This is a genomic window from Actinomadura sp. BRA 177, assembly GCF_013372625.1.
GTDB lineage: Bacteria > Actinomycetota > Actinomycetes > Streptosporangiales > Streptosporangiaceae > Spirillospora.
Genome location: NZ_JABXFD010000222.1, coordinates 1 through 16,680, shown reverse-complemented (window position 1 = coordinate 16,680; position 16,680 = coordinate 1). Strand labels below are relative to the sequence as shown.

Genomic DNA, 16,680 nt, shown 5'->3' with positions numbered 1-16,680 from the left:
CGATCAGCTGGTACTACGGGTTCAGCAGGGTGTTGGCCTGCTCGTTCGCCTTCTTCATCTGCTCATCGGCGTTCTTGCCCTGCATGATCGCCTTGACCGTGTTCGGCAGCACCTTCTTGGCCTGCTCGAACTCGGCCCAGCCGGGGCCGATCGGGGGGAACTTGGTGTTGGTGGCGATCTCGGTGAAGATCTCCAGCTTCGGGTCGGAGAACTTCACGTCCGAGCGCATGGACGAGAAGCCGCTGTAGTCGGCCCACGCCTTGGCGTTCTTGGCGTCGTTCAGGACCGTGATGTAGTCGAACGCCGCGCTCTTGGCCTTGCTGTCCTTCCAGACGGCGAGGTCGGACCCGCCCGCCATGACCGGGGCGTTGCCGCCGGCCTTGCTCGGGATCGGGAAGACGCCCCACTTGTCGGCGTTCTTCTCGGAGACCTTCTTCATCTCCTTGAGCGCCCAGCTGCCGTCGATGTACATGCCGAGCTTGCCGAGCGCGAAGTCGCGCTGCGGGCCCTCCAGCTCGTTCTTGCCGATGTACTTCTCGGGCGCGACCTTCTCAGTGCTGACGAGGCCGGCGTAGTACTTCACGGCCTCGACGGCCTGCGGCTGGTCGAGCTGGCCCTTCCAGCCGCCGCTGCCGTCCTCGACGGCCACGGCGCCGTTGTTGCCCCAGATGAAGCTGAGCAGCGCGTTGGTCTGGTCGCTCGGGATGCCGATGCCGGGCACCTTCTTGGCGTCCTGCACCTTCTTCGCCGCCGCGGTGAGCTCCGCCCAGTTCTTCGGCGACTGGATTCCGAGCTCCTGGAACCAGTCCGTGCGGTACCAGACGCCGCGGACGCCGCCGTACCACGGCACCGCGTAGATCTTGCCCTCGGCGGTGTCGTTGCCGAGCGCGGTCTTGTTGAGCGTCTTGCCGTCCGCCCAGCCGTTGAACTGGTCGGTGATGTCGGCCAGGCTGCCCTGCTCGACGTGGGACTGGACGTCGGTGTTGCCCAGCTCGGTGACGTCCGGGCCCTCGCCGCCCGCCGCCGCCTTCTGGAACGTGGTGGCGACCTGCGGCCACGGCACGTACTTGATCTGGACGTCGGTGTTCGGGTGCTCCTTCTTGAAGTCCGCCTCGACGCCGTCGAGGAACTTGGTCTGCTCGGGCGTCCCGTCGCCCATCATCCAGACCTTGAGCTGCGCCGGGTCCTTGCCCGCGCCGGCCTCGTCGTCCTTGCTCTCGCCGCCGCAGGCCGTTGCGGCCAGGGCGATCGCGGCCGCCGCGGCCGCAACCTTGATGTACTTCACTGGGGGATCCTTTCCGGCGTCGCCTCGCGCGGCCTTGTGGCCCGCGTGCCAGGGATACGGCCCCGACCCTTTAAGGTCTCGGCCATGTCCCTCTCGCTTTCGCATCGCTCGCGGGCGCCCTGCTCGCCAGTCCGCGCGTTGCGCGCGCCCCCGGCCCGGGGTACCGGACCGGTCGGCGCTTGGGCGTAAACTAACAAGAAACTTTCCTAAACAAAACTGCTCGTTAGCGGATTGAGACATCGAGGGGGCCGGCATGGCCAGACGCCCGGGAACGCCGAGGCTGCTGCGTGAGCTCAACGACCGCGCGGCGCTGGACCTGCTCGTCGAGCAGGGCCCGCTGACCCGCGCGCAGATCGGTGAGCACACCGGGCTATCGAAGGTAACCGCCTCGCAGCTGTTGTCGAGACTGGAGGACCGCGGGCTCGTCTCGGTCGTCGGCGAGCAGGCCGGGGGACGGGGGCCCAACGCCGCCCTGTACGCCGTCGTCCCGTCCAGCGCCTACGTCGCCGGGCTGGAGGTCGGGCCGGACGGGATCACCGCCGGCGTCGCCGACATCACCGGGCACCTCACCGCCGAGGTCACCGTGGACCCGAACGGCGCCGACGAGCCGGTGAAGGCGGTGCACAACGCCGTCGTCAAGGCCTGCCGCTCCGCCAAGGTCGCGGTGTCGAAGCTGAGCGCCTTCGTCATCGGGACGCCCGGCGTCGTCGACCCGCGCTCCGGCGACGTCCAGTTCGCCTTCGACCTGCCGTCCTGGCACGAGGGCGTCCTCGCCGCGCTGCGCACCGACCTGCGCCGGCCGGTGACCATCGAGAACGACGTCAACCTCGCCGCCATCGCCGAGCGGGCCTACGGCGCCGCGCGGGACGCCGACGACTTCGCGCTGATGTGGTTCGACCGCGGCATGGGCCTGTCGGTCACGCTCGGCGGCCGGCTGCACCGCGGCCGGTGGGGCGGCGCCGGGGAGATCGGCTACCTGCCGGTGCCCGCCGCGGCCCGAAGGACGAGGGCGTCACCGAGTCGACGACCTGGAACAAGCCGACCATCGCCGGCGGCTACGGCGCGCGGGACGCCGACGACGCCGTCCGGGCCCTCGCCCACGAGCACGGGATGACCGGGGCCACCGCGTTCGACTGCGTCAGCGCGGCCGCCGCCGACGAGGACCGCGGCGGGGCGTTCCTGGACGAGCTCGCCACCCGCATCTCCTACGGCGTGACCTCGGTCAACATCGTCCTGGACCCGGGGCTCGTGGTGCTGGCGGGCAGCCTCGGCCGGGCCGGCGGCCGGCCCCTCGCCGCCCGCATCGAGCGGGTCGTCGGCCGGATCAGCCCGACCCGGCCGACCGTGGCCGTGACCGAGGTGGAGGGCAACGCCGTGCTGCGCGGTGCCCTGTACGCCGCGCTGCAGAAGGCCCGCGACGACGTCTTCTCGGCGGACGGGGCGTCCTAGAAACGGGAAGCGCCCCCGGCCGGGCGGCGGGGGGCGCTTTTCCGTTGCGCGGAGCGTTCCTGTACGCGGCTACTTGGCGGACGCCGCCGCGACGACGGCCTCCTTGTGGCGCCGCGGGTCGTTCAGCGCGCGGTCGATGACGGTCTGACTGATGATCTGGCGCTTGCGCCGGAGCGCGGCTGCCTTCCGTGCCGTAGGTGTCATGCCTGAACCCCGTTCCGCGGTGGCGCTTTCCCCTTGGCCACCGCAAACCCCGTGATGCCCTCATGCTCTCAAACGAGAGGGGTGCGGGGGATCCGTCCGAGGAATGAAATCGGGCTCAGACCAAGAGCGTAGAACGCGCGGGAGGCCCACCGGGTTCCCCCTGAGATCATGGGGGAACGACCGTGCCGTATCCGCCGTTGGGGGGACCGTGAGCGAAGAACCGAGGGACCGCGATGGCGCTGCGTGACCGGCTGCGGCGGCTCGTCCAGAAGCCGGGCAGCGCCGACCTGGCGCCCTTCCGCGCCCTGGTGGACGGGGCGGGCAAGCGGGAGTCCCGCGTCCGGGAGCTGTCCGACGCCGAGCTGACCGCCGCCGCGTCCGTCCTCCGGGAGAAGGAGGACCTCGCCGAGCTGTGCGCCCTCGGCCGGGAGGCCGCCCGCCGCACGCTGGGTGAGCGGCCGTTCGACGTCCAGCTGATCGGGACGCTGGCGCTGCTGTCCGGGCACGTCGCCGAGATGGCCACCGGCGAGGGCAAGACCCTGTCCGGTGCCCTCGCCGCCGCCGGGTACGCGTTGCGCGGCCGCCGGGTCCACGTGATGTCGGTCAACGACTACCTGGCACGGCGCGACGCCGAATGGATGGGGCCGCTGTACGCGATGCTGGGCGTCACCGTCGGCTGGGTCGGGCAGTCGTCCACGCCCGCCGAGCGGCGGGCGGCGTACGCGGCCGACGTGACCTACGCGCCGGTCAGCGAGGTCGGGTTCGACCTGCTCAGAGACCGGCTCGCGACCTCCGCCGGCGACCAGGTCCTGCCCGCGCCGTCGGTCGCGCTGATCGACGAGGCCGACTCGGTGCTGGTGGACGAGGCCATGGTGCCGCTCGTCCTCGCCGGCGCCGCCGACCTCGACGCCGCCGACCCCCGGTACGCCGACCTCGTCCGGCGGCTGCGGCCCGGCCTGCACTACGCGACCGACGACGAGGCGCGGAACGTCCAGCTCACGTCCGCCGGGACGCGCGAGGTGGAGCGCGTCCTCGGCCTCGACCTCTACGCCGCCGAGAACCTGCGCACGCTCACCGCCGTGAACGTGGCCCTGCACGCCGAAGTCCTGCTGCACCGCGACGTGGACTACATCGTCCGGGACGGCGCGGTGAAACTGATCAGCGAATCGCGCGGCCGGGTCGCGCTCCTGCAGCGCTGGCCGGACGGCCTGCAGTCCGCGGTCGAGGCCAAGGAGGCCCTCGAAGCGTCCCCGAGCGGCGAGATCCTCGACTCGATCACCGTCCAGGAGCTGATCGGCCGCTATCCGGTCCGGTGCGGCATGACCGGCACCGCGATGGCCGTTTCCGGCCAGCTGACCGAGTTCTACTCCCTGCAGATCGCGGTGGTCCCGCCGAACCGGCCCTGCGTCCGCGACGACCGCCCGGACCGCCTCTACGCGACCGCCGCCGACAAGGAGGTCGCGATCGTCGAGGAGGTCACCGCCGCGCACGCCGCCGGCCGCCCGGTGCTGATCGGCACCGGCGACGTCGCCGAGTCCGAGCGCCTCGCCCGCAGCCTCGCCCGCGCCGGGCTCGACCGGGTCGTCCTCAACGCCAAGAACGACGCCGAGGAGGCCGCGATCATCGCCGAGGCCGGCGCGTACGGCGCGATCACCGTCTCCACCCAGATGGCGGGCCGCGGCACCGACATCCGCCTCGGCGGCAGCCCGCCCGCCGCGCCCGGCACCGCGCCCGCCGACACGCCCGGCTCCGACCACGACCGCGTCGCGGAGGCCGGCGGCCTGCTGGTCATCGGCACGGGCCGCTACCACAGCAGCCGCCTGGACGACCAGCTCCGCGGCCGCGCCGGCCGCCAGGGCGACCCCGGCGCCTCCGTCTTCTTCACCAGCCTCCAGGACGACCTCGTCACCCGCTACGCCCCCGACGAGAAGAGCAAGGCGCCCTCAGACGACGACGGCCTCATCACCGACAAGGGCGCGCACTGGATCGTCGGCCACGCCCAGCGCGTCGCCGAAGGCGTCGACCTCGAACTGCACCGCAACACCTGGCGCTACAACCACCTGATCGGGCTGCAGCGCCGCGAACTGCTCACCGAACGCGACGCCGTCCTGACCGGCGACGCCGCCGACAAGGCCATGGCCGCGTCCGCCCCCGGCAAGCACGCCGAACTCACGAAGATCGCCGGCGCTGAAGCCGTGGCCGCCGCCGCGCGCCAGGTCGTCCTCTACCAGCTGGACCGCTGCTGGGCCGAGCACCTCGCCTACCTGGCCGACCTGCGCGAGGGCATCCACCTGCGCTCCCTCGGCCGCGGCCTCGACCCGCTGGTCGAGTTCAACCGCGAGGCCGTACCCGCAGGCAAACGCCTGCTCTCCGACGCCCGGAAACGCTCAGTGGAGGTCTTCGAGGCACTCACCGCCACCGAAGACGGCATCGACCTGGACGCCGCCGGCCTGCAACGCCCCTCCGCGACGTGGACGTACCTTGTCCACGACAACCCCTTCGGCACCCTCGACGAACGAGCCCTCCGCGGCCTGATCACCATGTTCAAGAGCCGCTGACGCTGAACGCCACGACCGCGCCCGTGCAGGAAGAGCCCTACCTCACGCCGCCCTGGGGCCGGCTGATGTTCGGCAGCACGCTCGCCGCGCTGTCACCGGTGGGCGTCGTGATGTGCGCCGCCGCGGTCAAGGTGGCCCTTCGTACTGTCAGGAGCGGAGGCGGAGGCCGCGGGGGGTCGGGTGGAAGCCGGCTGCTTCGAGGGCGGCGGCCAGGGGGGAGTCGTTGATCGACTCGCCGTCGGCGCGTTCGACGGTCAGCTTGCCGAGGGCGCCCTCGCGGACGGCCAGGGCCAGGGCGTCCACGGCGGGTTGCAGGATCTGCGGGTCGTCGTCCCAGGTGAGGAGAGTGCGGCCGCCGCGTTCGACGTAGAGGACGAGGCGGCCCTCGATCAGCACGACCAGGGCGCCCGCCTTGCGGCCCGGCTTGTGGCCGCTGGCGACCTCGTCGTCGCGTCCCGGCCAGGGCAGCGCCGCCCCGTACGGGTTGGCGGGGTCGGCGGCGGCCAGGACGAGGGCGCGGACGTCGGGTTTGCGTGGTGTCTCCCAGAGTGCGGAGATGTCGTCCGGGGGAGCGGCCGTGGGACGGAGTGCGCGGAGCCTGTCGACCGCGCCCGGCAGGGCGAACTGGGCGGCTCCCAGACCCTCGACGAAGTAGCCCCGGCGGCATCGGCCCGTCTCCTCGAACGCGCGCAGCACCGGGTAGACGGCGGAGAACCCACCGGGGGTGCGTTCGGCCGCGACGGCGCCGCGTATGACGATGCCGTACCGCTCCAGCAGCGCCTCGGCGAGGGCATGGCTGCGCAGCGTCGCCGTGGTCTCGCGTTCGGGGAGCGGCCACCAGCGTCCGGCGACCGTGGGCGGGCCCGTCCGCGACGGCAGGACAGGTCGGCCGCGCCGCGTTGTTCGGGAACGGTGCGTCGGACGGCCGGACCCTAGTGCGGCCCGCAGCGGCGCCATCGTGTCGTTGGTCAGGTGGCCGGACCACACGAGGTCCCACACGGCGGTCACCAGGTCGGCGTCGTTGGCGGTGACGTCCTTGTTCACCCGGTCGGACAGCGTGCGGAAGAAGTGGGCGCCGCCGTCGCCCAGCGCGTCCAGCACGGCCTCGTGCACGGGCGTGAGGGTGATTTCGGCGGGCTCCGGCATGAGGAGCGGCGCGGTGTCGGCCAGGTAGAGCGCGACCCATCCGTCGCCGCCCGGCAGGCCGCCCTGGCCCGCCCACACGACCTCGCCCGCGGACGTCAGCTCGTCCAGCATGGCCGGGCTGTAGCCGGGCACCCGCGACGGCAGGACCAGCGACTCCAGCGCCGACGCGGGGACGGCCGCGCCCTGCAGTTGCTCGATCGCCTGGACGAGCGCGTCGATGCCGCGCAACCGGGACCCGCCGGATATGCCGTGCCAGACCGGCAGGAAACTGCCGAGCGACTCCGGCGGCGACGGCTCCACCTCGGCCCGCAGCCGCGCCAGGCTGCGCCGCCGCAGCATCCGCAGGACGCCGGTATCGCACCATTCGGTCGTCAGCGGGCCGGCCACCGCCTCGACGGGCAGGAACTCGCCCTCGACGATCCGTCCCGCGCCCGCCAGCCGCCGCAGCGTCTCGACGACCACGGCGACGCCCAGCCCGAAGCGCGCGGCGGCCTCGTCCGCCCGGAACGGCCCGTGCGTGCGCGCGTAGCGGGAGACCAGATCGCCGAGCGGATCGTCCACCGGTTCCAGGAACGCCTCGGGGACGCCCACGGGCAGCGGCGCCCCGAGCGCGTCGCGCAGCCGCCCGGCGTCCTCGATCGCCGCCCACCGCTCCTCCCCGCCGACCCGCACCCGGATCGCCCGCCGCGTCCCTTCGAGTTCGACCAGCCACCGCCCCACCACGCCGTCGGGGGCGGGCGGCGCCGCCTCAGCCTCACCCGCGGGTGCGCCGGCGGGGAGGGTGCGTTCGGCGGCCTCGGCCGTGGTCAGGGGGCCGAGGGTGCGGAGGAGGTCGGCTACGCCCTCCAGGTCGCGGGCGCGGCGGTCGGGGGCCAGGCGCTGGAGTTCGCGTTCGGTTTCGGCGACCGCGTCGGGGTCGAGCAGCTCGCGAAGATCGGCCTGGCCGAGGAGTTCGGCGAGCAGTGCGGAGTCGAGCGCGAGTGCTTGGGCGCGGCGTTCGGCGAGCGGGGAGTCGCCCTCGTACATGAACGCGCCGACGTAGTGGAAGAGCAGGGAGCGCGCGTAGGGGGACGGCTCGGGTGTCTCCACCTCGACCATGCGGACCTTGCGTCCCGACAGGTCGCGCATGAGCTGCACCAGGCCGGGGACGTCGAACACGTCCTGCAGACACTCCCGCATCGTCTCCAGGACGATCGGGAACGACGGGTACTTGCTCGCGACGGCGAGGAGCTGCGCGGCGCGCTTGCGCTGCTGCCAGAGCGGCATGCGCTTGTCGGGACGGCGGCGCGGCAGCAGCAGCGAACGTGCGGCGCACTCGCGGAACCGGGCCGCGAACAGGGCGGAGCCGCCCAGTTCGTCCACGACGATGCGTTCGATGTCGTCGGCGTCGAAGACGGCGAGATCGAGGCCGGGCGGCTCGTCCATGTCGGGGATGCGGATGACGATGCCGTCGTCGGCGTGCATGGCCTGTGCGTCGACGCCGTACCGCTCGCGCAGGCGGCCCGCTATGGCGAGGGCCCAGGGCCCGTGCACACGCGCACCCAGCGGGGAGTGGACGACCATCCGCCAGTCGCCGAGTTCGTCGCGGAAGCGCTCGACGACCATCGTGCGGTCGTCGGGGACGTGCCCGGTGGCTTCGCGCTGTTCCCCGAGGTACGACACGAGGTTGGCGGACGCCCAGGCGTCCAGCCCGGCGGCGGATACCCGCTCCTCGGCCCGTTCTGCGGGCAGGCCGGCCAGCTCGCGGGTGAACGAACCGAGCGCGCGGCCCAGTTCGGCGGGACGGCCGAGTGTGTCGCCGTGCCAGAACGGGAGCTTTCCGGGCTGACCGGGCGCGGGGGAGACGAGTACACGGTCGGGCGTGATGTCCTCGATGCGCCACGAGCTGGCGCCGAGGACGAACACGTCGCCGACACGCGACTCGTGGACCATCTCCTCGTCCAGTTCGCCTACGCGGGACGACTTCTCCCCGACGAGGAACACGCCGAACAGGCCGCGGTCCGGGATCGTCCCGCCGCTGGTGACCGCGAGACGCTGCGCGCCTGGGCGGTCGCGCAGGACGCCGGTCACGCGGTCCCACACCAGGCGGGGACGGAGTTCGCCGAACTCGTCGCTGGGATAGCGGCCGGCGAGCATGTCGAGAGTCGCCTCCAGGGCCGAACGCGGCAGGGTCGCGTAGGGGGCGGCGCGTTTGACGAGTGATTCGAGGTCGTCGACGGTCCATTCGTCCATGGAGACCATGGCGACGATCTGCTGCGCGAGGACGTCCAGGGGGTTGCGCGGGTACCGCAGCTCCTCGATTTCGCCGCCGCGCATGCGTTCGGCCACCACCGTCGTCTGGACGAGGTCGCCCCGGTACTTGGGGAAGATGACGCCCTTGGACACGGCGCCGACCTGGTGGCCCGCACGCCCGACCCGCTGGAGCCCGTTGGCCACCGACGGCGGCGACTCCACCTGGACGACCAGATCGACGGCGCCCATGTCGATGCCCAGTTCCAGGCTGGACGTCGCCACGACCGCCGGGAGCCGCCCCTCCTTCAGAGCGTTCTCGATGCCGGCCCGTTCCTCCTTGGAGACCGAGCCATGGTGCGCTCTGGCGATTTCCATGGGCGCGCCTCTGGCCGCACCCGCCTGGGCCATCGTGGCGGCAGGGGAGTGGTCTTCGGGCAGGGTCTCACCTGCCGCGCGTTCGTAGGCGAGTTCGTTCAGCCGTCCGCAGAGCCGTTCGGCCAGCCGGCGTGAGTTCGCGAACACGAGGGTCGAGCGGTGCGCCTGGATGAGGTCGAGCAAGCGGTCTTCGACGTGGGGCCAGATACTGCGCTGGCGTGGGTCGGCCGTACCGGAGTCGTCCACGAACTGGCCGACTTCGCCCATGTCCTCCACGGGGACGACGATGTCGAGGTCGAACACCTTCTCCGAGCGCGGCTGGACGACCGCCGCCGGCCTCGTCCCGCCGAGGAACGCCGCCACCTCGTCCGTGGGACGGACGGTCGCCGACAACCCGATGCGCTGCGCGGGCCGTTCGAGGAGGTCGTCGAGGCGTTCGAGGGAGAGCGCCAGGTGCGCGCCGCGCTTGGTGCCCGCCACGGCGTGCACCTCGTCCACGATGACGGTCTCGACGCCGCGCAGCGACTCGCGCGCCCGCGAGGTGAGGATCAGGAACAGCGACTCCGGCGTCGTGATCAGGATGTCCGGCGGCTTGACGGCGAGCCGGCGGCGCTCGTCGGCCGGGGTGTCGCCCGACCGCATCCCGACCCGGACGCCCGGTTCCGGCAGGTCGAGCCGCCGCGCCGCCTGCCGGATGCCGGTCAGCGGGGCGCGCAGGTTGCGCTCGACGTCCACGGCGAGGGCCTTCAGCGGCGACACGTACAGGACGCGGCAGCGCCGCAGCGGATCGTCGGGGACGGGCTCGGTGCCGAGCCGGTCGAGCGACCACAGGAACGCCGCCAGGGTCTTGCCGGACCCCGTCGGCGCCACGACGAGCGTGTTGTCGCCGCCCGCGACCGACTCCCACGCCCCGGCCTGGGCCGGGGTGGGCGCGGCGAACGCCCCGGCGAACCAGGCGCGGGTCGCCGGGGAGAAGCGTTCGAGCACGTCACCGCCCATGGCGCCATACTGCCTCCTGGGTCCGACAGAATGCGGCCGTGTGGCGTGCGTCACGTTGTAAGCAAGCGCTTGTACGGGCATGGTCTACGGGGAGGCGCGCTCATCCCCACGGGAGTCTCGATGCCCTACGTCCTGCTCGCCCTCGGGATCCTGTTCGCGCTGGCCGCCGCCAACGCGCACGCTCCCCGGCGCAGCGCCGTCCTGCTCGCGCCGAGCTTCTTCCTCGGCTGGCTGACGATCGAGATGGCGCCGCACGTGCTCGTCACCTGGGCCGCCGCCACGGCGCTCGTCGCCGCGTTCGGAGGCCTGGACGGCTGGGCGGGCTGGACGGGCCTCGTCCTGGCGCTCGCCGGCATGGCGGGCATCGCGGCCACCATCGTCGCGTCCCGCCGTACGGTCGTCACCCTGCGGGACAGCGGCGCGCCCCTCGACCTGGACCCGGAGGACGCTCCCCGCTACCCGCTGGCGCACCTGGTCGTCCCGCAGCTCTGCCTGATCCCGCGCAAGGGCGTGCGGGTCGACCGGAACATCGTCTACCGGGAGGAAGGCCGGCTGCGCCTGAAACTGGACGTTTTCCGTCCCGCCGATGACGGTGAGCTGCGCCCTGGGCTGATGCAGATCCACGGTGGTGCGTGGGTCATCGGGGACAAGCGCGAGCAGGGCCTGCCCTTGCTCAACCACATGGCTCTACAGGGATGGGTCGGCTTCAACGTCAACTACCGGCTCAGCCCACGCGCCACCTGGCCCGAGCATCTGATCGACCTGAAGCACTTCGTCGCCTGGTACAAGGAGCACGCCGAGGAGTACGGCGCCGACCCCAACTTCCTCTGCGTGACCGGCGGCTCGGCCGGTGGGCACCTGACTGCGCTGGTGGCGCTGTCCGCGAACGAACCCGCGTTCCAGCCGGGCTTCGAGGACGTCGACACCACCGTGCAGGGCGCCGTTCCGTTCTACGGCGTCTACAACCTCTTCGAAGCGGGACCGTGGCCCGTCCCCATGGGAGCCACCCGCATCATGGAGAAGATGGTGGTGAAGAAGCCGTTCGCTGAGAACCGCGAGGTGTACGCACAGGCGTCCCCTGTCACGTACATCGGCGAGGACTCGCCGCCCTTCTTCGTCATCCACGGAAGCCGCGACTCGCTCATCCCCGTGGCGGAGGCACGGCGTTTCGTCGAGCAGCTTCGGGACGCCTCCGGGGCACCCGTCATCTACGCCGAGATGAAGGGCGCCCAGCACGCCTTCGACGTCTTCCCCTCCTACCGGACGGCCCGCGTCATCGAAGCCGTCGAGCGCTACCTGACGGGCCTGCACCGCCAGTACCGCAAGGGAACCGGACCCGCCGTCCCCGGCGAGGTCACACAGTCCTTGGAGGAACCCTCCGTCGGATAGCGTGGAGGACGTGCGGCTCACAGTTTTCTGGGATCGGATGAACCAGCAGTTCGGCGAGCGCTACGCCGAAAGCGTGGCCAAGGATTACGTCATGGCCGATCTGGGCGGCCGCACCATCGAGCAGGCCCTCGCGGACGGCGAACCGGCGAAAAGGGTGTGGCAGGCCGTCGTCGCGACTTTCGACGTCCCCTCGACCCTGCAGTAGGGAATCAGTCCGGGACGGGCAGGTGCGCGTAGAGGTCCATCGCGTCCACGGACGACGGCAGATCGCTGACCTGGCCGTCGCCGACCTCCACGACACGCCAGGCGCCGTCCGAGCGGCGGGCCAGATCGGTCGTGATGAACCGGCAGCCCAGGGCGCGGACGGCCGGGGCCACCGCGTCCAGGTCCGGATCGGGTTCCACACCGGGGCTGTCCGGGTGCGGGCCCACCAGTGCGGGCTCGCCGTCCACCCACCACACACGCGCCTCGCCGTCGCCGTCGTACTCCTCGAACTCGCGGACGACGAGACCGCCCGCCAGATGGTCGTCCCGCAGCGCGACCATCTTGGAGGCGATGTCGTGCAACTGGGCGAGGTTCTTCACGTCGGGGACGAAGCACGCCTCCTCCCACTCGTGCTTGCACGACTTCACGTAGTCCTTGACCACGGCAGGCCCGCTCCGCAGCGGCCGGACCAGCTCGGCCAGTTCGCTGAGATCGCCCGGATCCTGGCCCGTCCCCAGAGGACGCCACACGCTGTGCGGGGTCAGCCCGGCGAACGTCTCGTGCCAGCCCGGCAGCTCGTGCGCGCGCCTATAGTCGTCCGGGTGCGTCAGCAGGACCGTCCCGCGTTGCTTCAGGGTGGCGGCCATCGCGGCGTACTCGTCCGCCGACAGCATCCAGCCGCGGTACCAGACGGGACCGAGCCCGGAGGGCACCGCCCCCACTGCGTCCTCGACGTCCCCGCGCCGGAGCGCGTCGTGGTCGATGAAGGCGATGTCGCCGTAGTGGTCCCGCACCGCCGCGGCCTCGCGGGAGAAGTGGGGGTCAACGCGCCGGGAGTGGAGCGGATCGACGCAGAAGAGGACGGTCAGCGTCATGATTGGAACCCTCCGTGGACGGCGCCAGCGTACGGGGTCCGGACCATGGAACGCACGGAGATTCCACCCCGAATCGCCGTACCGGACGATGATCGAACGAATGTTCGGTAAGCTGGTGCGCGGCACGCGGCGTCATCCACAATTGCGCCGGTGGCTCGAAAGTGTCGGTGGCCCGCCGTAACGTCGCCCTCGACATCGCAAGCAGCGGCCGAGAGCCGACAGTCACGACGAGAAGGACATCTCAATGGCAGCGAACGACCGGGAGAAGGCTCTCGAGACCGCACTCGCCCAGATCGAGCGCCAGTTCGGCAAGGGATCGGTCATGCGGATGGGCGAGGAGGCGCGGGCGCCCGTCGAGATCATCCCCACCGGCGCGATCTCCCTCGACATCGCGCTCGGCATCGGCGGCCTGCCCCGCGGCCGCGTCGTCGAGGTGTACGGCCCCGAGGGCTCCGGCAAGACCTCCATCGCGCTGCACGCCGTCGCGAGCGTCCAGAAGAAGGGCGGCATCGCCGCGTTCGTCGACGCCGAGCACGCGCTCGACCCCGAGTACGCCGCCAAGCTCGGCGTCGACATCGACGCCCTGCTGGTCTCCCAGCCCGACACCGGCGAGCAGGCCCTGGAGATCACCGACATGCTGATCCGCTCCGGCGCGATCGACATCGTCGTCATCGACTCCGTCGCCGCGCTCGTCCCCCGCGCCGAGATCGAGGGCGAGATGGGCGACAGCCACGTCGGCCTCCAGGCCCGCCTCATGTCGCAGGCCCTGCGCAAGCTCACCGGCGCGATCAACCAGACCAAGACCACCGCCATCTTCATCAACCAGCTCCGCGAGAAGGTCGGCGTCATGTTCGGCTCGCCCGAGACCACCACGGGCGGCCGCGCGCTGAAGTTCTACGCCTCCGTCCGGCTGGACGTCCGCCGCATCGAGACCCTCAAGGACGGCACCGAGGCGGTCGGCAACCGCGTCCGCGTCAAGGTCGTCAAGAACAAGATGGCCCCGCCGTTCCGCGTCGCCGACTTCGACCTCCTCTACGGCCAGGGCATCAGCCGCGAGGGCGGCCTGATCGACCTCGGCGTGGAGCACGGCTTCGTCCGCAAGTCCGGTGCCTGGTACACCTACGACGGCGACCAGCTCGGCCAGGGCAAGGAGAACGCCCGCAACTTCCTCAAGGCCAACCCCGACATGGCGGACGGCATCGAGAAGAAGATCAAGGAGAAGCTCGGCATCGGCCCCAAGGTCGACAAGGAGGCCGAGCCCGCCGACGGGCCGGACGCCGCCCCCGCGCCGGTCATCAGCGTCCCCAAGCCCGTCAACGCGAAAAAGGCCGCGAGGGCCGCCAAGGCAGGTGATTCCTGACAAGGGATCCCCTGATATGGGTGACTCTTGACGAAGAGTAAGCGATGATCTCGTATGCAGGGCGGCGGCGCCTTACCCGGCACCGCACGACCGGTGCCCGGACCTTCCCCGACGGCGCCGCCGCTCCCACGCTCCGGGGCATGCATGCGTGGGAGGTGGATGAGCGTGGCATCGCGCGGCGGCCGCGCGGCCGGCACGGACCCTGAGGCCAGGGCCCGCGAGATCTGCCTGCGCATGCTGTCGGGGTCGCCCCGCACCCGCGCACAACTGGCGGACGCGCTGCGCCGCAAGGACGTCCCCGACGATGTCGCCGAACGGGTCCTCGGCCGGTTCACCGACGTCGGCCTCATCGACGACGAGGCGTTCACGCAGGCGTGGGTCCAGTCCCGCCACACCGGCCGCGGCCTGGCCAAGCGCGCCCTCGCCGCCGAACTCCGCCGCCGCGGCGTCGCCAACGACACCGTCAACGAGGCCGTCGAGTCTCTGGACCCCGCCCAGGAGGAGGAGACCGCCCGAGCCCTGGTCCAGCGCAGACTCCCCGCCACCCGAGGCGCCGACCCCGCCAAACGCATGCGCCGCCTGGTAGGCATGCTGGCCCGCAAGGGCTACCCACCCGCCCTCTCCTACCGCCTGGTAAAAGAGGCCCTCGCCGAAGAGGGCACAGACCCGGAAACCGTCCCCGACCCACCCCCCGACGACTGACCCGAAAGCACCGCTCACCACACCACCACCACCCGACAACGTGCCGTGACCTCGGGTTCAGGTGGTGGGGGTGGGGTGGAAGGTGGCTTGGCCGGTTAGGTGGACTCCGGTGCGGTCGCCGGGGCGGAGGTGTACGTGGCCGTTGACCCGGATGTCGACGGGGGTCGCGAGGCCCTCGACCGACACGGTGATCATGGCGTCGTGGCCGTAGTAGCGGACGTCGGTCACCGTCCCGTCGGGGGCGGTCCCGCCGGGGTCGGTGAGCCGCAGTTGCTCGGGGCGCAGTATCACCGTGCCGTCGCGGGCGGCCGTGCTCGGCGCGCGGAGCGCGATCGGGCCGAGGGCGGTGGTGGCGGTGCCGTTGGAGACGGTGCCCGGCAGGAGCACGGCGTCGCCGACGAAACCGGCGACCCACGGGCCCGCGGGAGCGCCGTACACCTCCTGCGGGGTGCCGCACTGGGCGATGCGCCCGGCGTGGACGACGGCGACGAGGTCGGCGGTGGACAGGGCCTCCTGCTGGTCGTGGGTGACGAGGAGGGCGGTGGCGCCGATGGTGCGCAGGGCGGCGCGGACGTCGGTGCGGATCCCGGCGCGCAGCGCGCTGTCCAGCGCGTTGAACGGCTCGTCGAGCAGGACCAGCGCGGGCTCCGGGGCGAGGGCCCGGGCCAGCGCGACGCGCTGCTGCTGGCCGCCGGACAGCTCGTGCGGCATCCGGTCGCCGTACCCGGCGAGGCCCACCAGTTCGAGCATCTCCTCGGTGCGGCGGCGCCGCGCGGCACGGTCGGTCACGCCGAAGGCGACGTTGCGGGCCACGCTCAGGTGCGGGAACAGCGCACCCTCCTGGGGCACGATGCCGATGCGGCGGCGTTCCGGCGGGACGTGCGTCCCGGGGGCGGTGAGGACGCGTCCGCCCACGGTGACGGTGCCGGAGCCGGCGCGCAGGAAGCCCGCGACGATCCGGAGCAGGGTGGTCTTCCCGCAGCCGGACGGGCCGAGGACGGCGGCCAGCGAGCCGCCGGGGACGGTGAGGCCGAGACCGTCCAGTACGGCCGTGCCCGGGCCGTACGCCTTGGTCAGGCCCTCGATGCGCAACTCGGTCACGGGCGCTGCCTTCCGAGGAGATAGGAGGGGACGGCCGCGAGCAGGATGAGCGCGGCGGCGTACGGCGCGGCGGCGGAGTAGGAGGCGACGCCCGTCTCCGTCCAGAGGCGGGTGGCCAGGGTGTCCATGCCGGTGGGGCGCAGCAGCAGGGTCGCCGGCAGTTCCTTCATGCAGACCACGAAGGTCAGCGCCGCGCCCGCCGCGATGCCGGGGGCGGCCAGCGGCACGGTCACCGAGCGCAGCACGCGCAGGGGGCCGCGGCCGAGGGAGCGGGCGACGTCCTCCAGGACGGGCGGGGACTGCAGCACGGCGGCACGGGTGGCCGCGACCGCGACCGGCAGGAACAGCACCGCGTAGGCGCAGACCAGCAGCGGCAGTTCCTGGTAGATCGGGGTGGCGTAGCGGACCGCGAAGAAGACCAGGGCCAGCGCGACCGTGATGCCGGGCAGCGCGTGCCCGGCGTAGGCGGCCTGCTCGATCAGCTCGGTGGCGCGCCCCCGGTGCCGGGCGGCGAGGACCCCGACGGGCAGGGCGAGCACGGCGGTGAGCGCGGCGCCGGCCCCGGCCACGGCGAGGGTGACGCCCGCGGTGTTCAGCAGCCCGGCGGGGTCCCAGGTGGACCGGTTCCCGGTCACCAGCCAGTAGGCGAGCGTGGCCAGCGGGAACGCGACGGCGGCCGCGGCGACGGCGCCGCACCCGACCCCCGGCCCCTGCGCGATAGACGCCTAATGGGTCGCCTACCTCAAGGGCCAGGCCGATGAGGCACTCGCCGGCGCCGCCGCGCGGCTCACGGAGCTGGAC

The 16,680-nt window shown here is 72.2% G+C and carries 11 protein-coding genes and 1 pseudogene; 6 read left to right on the top strand and 6 right to left on the bottom strand.

The features are described from left to right. Positions 1–13 precede the first annotated feature (13 nt). On the bottom strand, positions 14–1,285 hold the full coding sequence (locus HUX53_RS08420; RefSeq protein WP_176402596.1) for an extracellular solute-binding protein: 1,272 nt from the start codon (positions 1,283–1,285) through the stop codon (positions 14–16). 253 nt (positions 1,286–1,538) lie between these two features. Between HUX53_RS08420 and HUX53_RS08415 the strand changes: the two are divergent. After that, a pseudogene (locus HUX53_RS08415) lies at positions 1,539–2,734 on the top strand (ROK family protein). Between the two features lie 69 nt (positions 2,735–2,803). Here HUX53_RS08415 and HUX53_RS40840 read toward each other — a convergent pair. Continuing rightward, positions 2,804–2,938, bottom strand: coding sequence for a hypothetical protein (locus HUX53_RS40840; RefSeq protein WP_255205047.1), 135 nt, complete (start codon positions 2,936–2,938; stop codon positions 2,804–2,806). Positions 2,939–3,171: 233 nt separating this feature from the next. On the opposite strand from HUX53_RS40840, the gene secA2 reads away from it, so the two are divergent. Next, the gene (gene secA2 / locus HUX53_RS08410) at positions 3,172–5,496 is read left to right on the top strand and encodes an accessory Sec system translocase SecA2 (protein WP_176402595.1); all 2,325 of its coding nucleotides are present in this window, start codon (positions 3,172–3,174) and stop codon (positions 5,494–5,496) included. Between the two features lie 147 nt (positions 5,497–5,643). Here the strand turns inward: secA2 and HUX53_RS08405 are convergent, their stop codons facing one another. Beyond that, a complete protein-coding gene (locus HUX53_RS08405) occupies positions 5,644–10,248 on the bottom strand; it encodes an ATP-dependent helicase (RefSeq protein ID WP_176402594.1) in 4,605 nt (1,534 codons plus the stop codon). A gap of 120 nt (positions 10,249–10,368) precedes the next feature. On the opposite strand from HUX53_RS08405, the gene HUX53_RS08400 reads away from it, so the two are divergent. Both HUX53_RS08400 and HUX53_RS08395 read left to right on the top strand, forming a co-directional pair. Beyond that, positions 10,369–11,637 (top strand): alpha/beta hydrolase, encoded by a 1,269-nt coding sequence (locus tag HUX53_RS08400; RefSeq protein ID WP_176402593.1) that lies wholly within the window; start codon positions 10,369–10,371, stop codon positions 11,635–11,637. A 10-nt stretch (positions 11,638–11,647) separates the two neighbouring features. Then, positions 11,648–11,842, top strand: a complete 195-nt coding sequence (locus HUX53_RS08395) for a DUF3046 domain-containing protein (protein ID WP_176402592.1) — start codon at positions 11,648–11,650, stop codon at positions 11,840–11,842. 4 nt (positions 11,843–11,846) lie between these two features. On the opposite strand, the gene HUX53_RS08390 is transcribed toward HUX53_RS08395, so the two are convergent. Then, on the bottom strand, positions 11,847–12,716 hold the full coding sequence (locus HUX53_RS08390) for an ATP-grasp domain-containing protein (protein WP_176402591.1): 870 nt from the start codon (positions 12,714–12,716) through the stop codon (positions 11,847–11,849). Between the two features lie 244 nt (positions 12,717–12,960). Here HUX53_RS08390 and recA point away from each other — a divergent pair, with 244 nt between their 5' ends. Further along, positions 12,961–14,076, top strand: coding sequence for a recombinase RecA (gene recA, locus HUX53_RS08385; RefSeq protein ID WP_176402590.1), 1,116 nt, complete (start codon positions 12,961–12,963; stop codon positions 14,074–14,076). Positions 14,077–14,235: 159 nt separating this feature from the next. Then, complete coding sequence (locus tag HUX53_RS08380) at positions 14,236–14,778, top strand: regulatory protein RecX (RefSeq protein ID WP_255205046.1); 543 nt, start codon at positions 14,236–14,238, stop codon at positions 14,776–14,778. A 57-nt stretch (positions 14,779–14,835) separates the two neighbouring features. On the opposite strand, the gene HUX53_RS08375 is transcribed toward HUX53_RS08380, so the two are convergent. Together HUX53_RS08375 and HUX53_RS08370 are read right to left on the bottom strand one after the other, a co-directional pair. Further along, positions 14,836–15,879 carry an ABC transporter ATP-binding protein gene (locus HUX53_RS08375; protein ID WP_176402588.1) on the bottom strand — a complete coding sequence of 348 codons (1,044 nt, stop codon included), beginning with the start codon at positions 15,877–15,879 and terminating at the stop codon, positions 14,836–14,838. Then, the gene (locus HUX53_RS08370) at positions 15,876–16,514 is read right to left on the bottom strand and encodes an ABC transporter permease subunit (RefSeq protein WP_309237117.1); all 639 of its coding nucleotides are present in this window, start codon (positions 16,512–16,514) and stop codon (positions 15,876–15,878) included. The genes HUX53_RS08375 and HUX53_RS08370 overlap by 4 nt, the downstream gene beginning before the upstream one ends. Positions 16,515–16,680: the final 166 nt, after the last annotated feature.

Bases quoted from the DNA above. Each gene is read 5' to 3' on its own strand.
- HUX53_RS40840 (WP_255205047.1), bottom strand. From the start codon at position 2,938: ATGACACCTACGGCACGGAAGGCAGCCGCGCTCCGGCGCAAGCGCCAG.
- secA2 (WP_176402595.1), top strand. From the start codon at position 3,172: ATGGCGCTGCGTGACCGGCTGCGGCGGCTCGTCCAGAAGCCGGGCAGC.
- HUX53_RS08405 (WP_176402594.1), bottom strand. From the start codon at position 10,248: ATGGGCGGTGACGTGCTCGAACGCTTCTCCCCGGCGACCCGCGCCTGG.
- HUX53_RS08400 (WP_176402593.1), top strand. From the start codon at position 10,369: ATGCCCTACGTCCTGCTCGCCCTCGGGATCCTGTTCGCGCTGGCCGCC.
- HUX53_RS08390 (WP_176402591.1), bottom strand. From the start codon at position 12,716: ATGACGCTGACCGTCCTCTTCTGCGTCGATCCGCTCCACTCCCGGCGC.
- recA (WP_176402590.1), top strand. From the start codon at position 12,961: ATGGCAGCGAACGACCGGGAGAAGGCTCTCGAGACCGCACTCGCCCAG.
- HUX53_RS08380 (WP_255205046.1), top strand. From the start codon at position 14,236: ATGAGCGTGGCATCGCGCGGCGGCCGCGCGGCCGGCACGGACCCTGAG.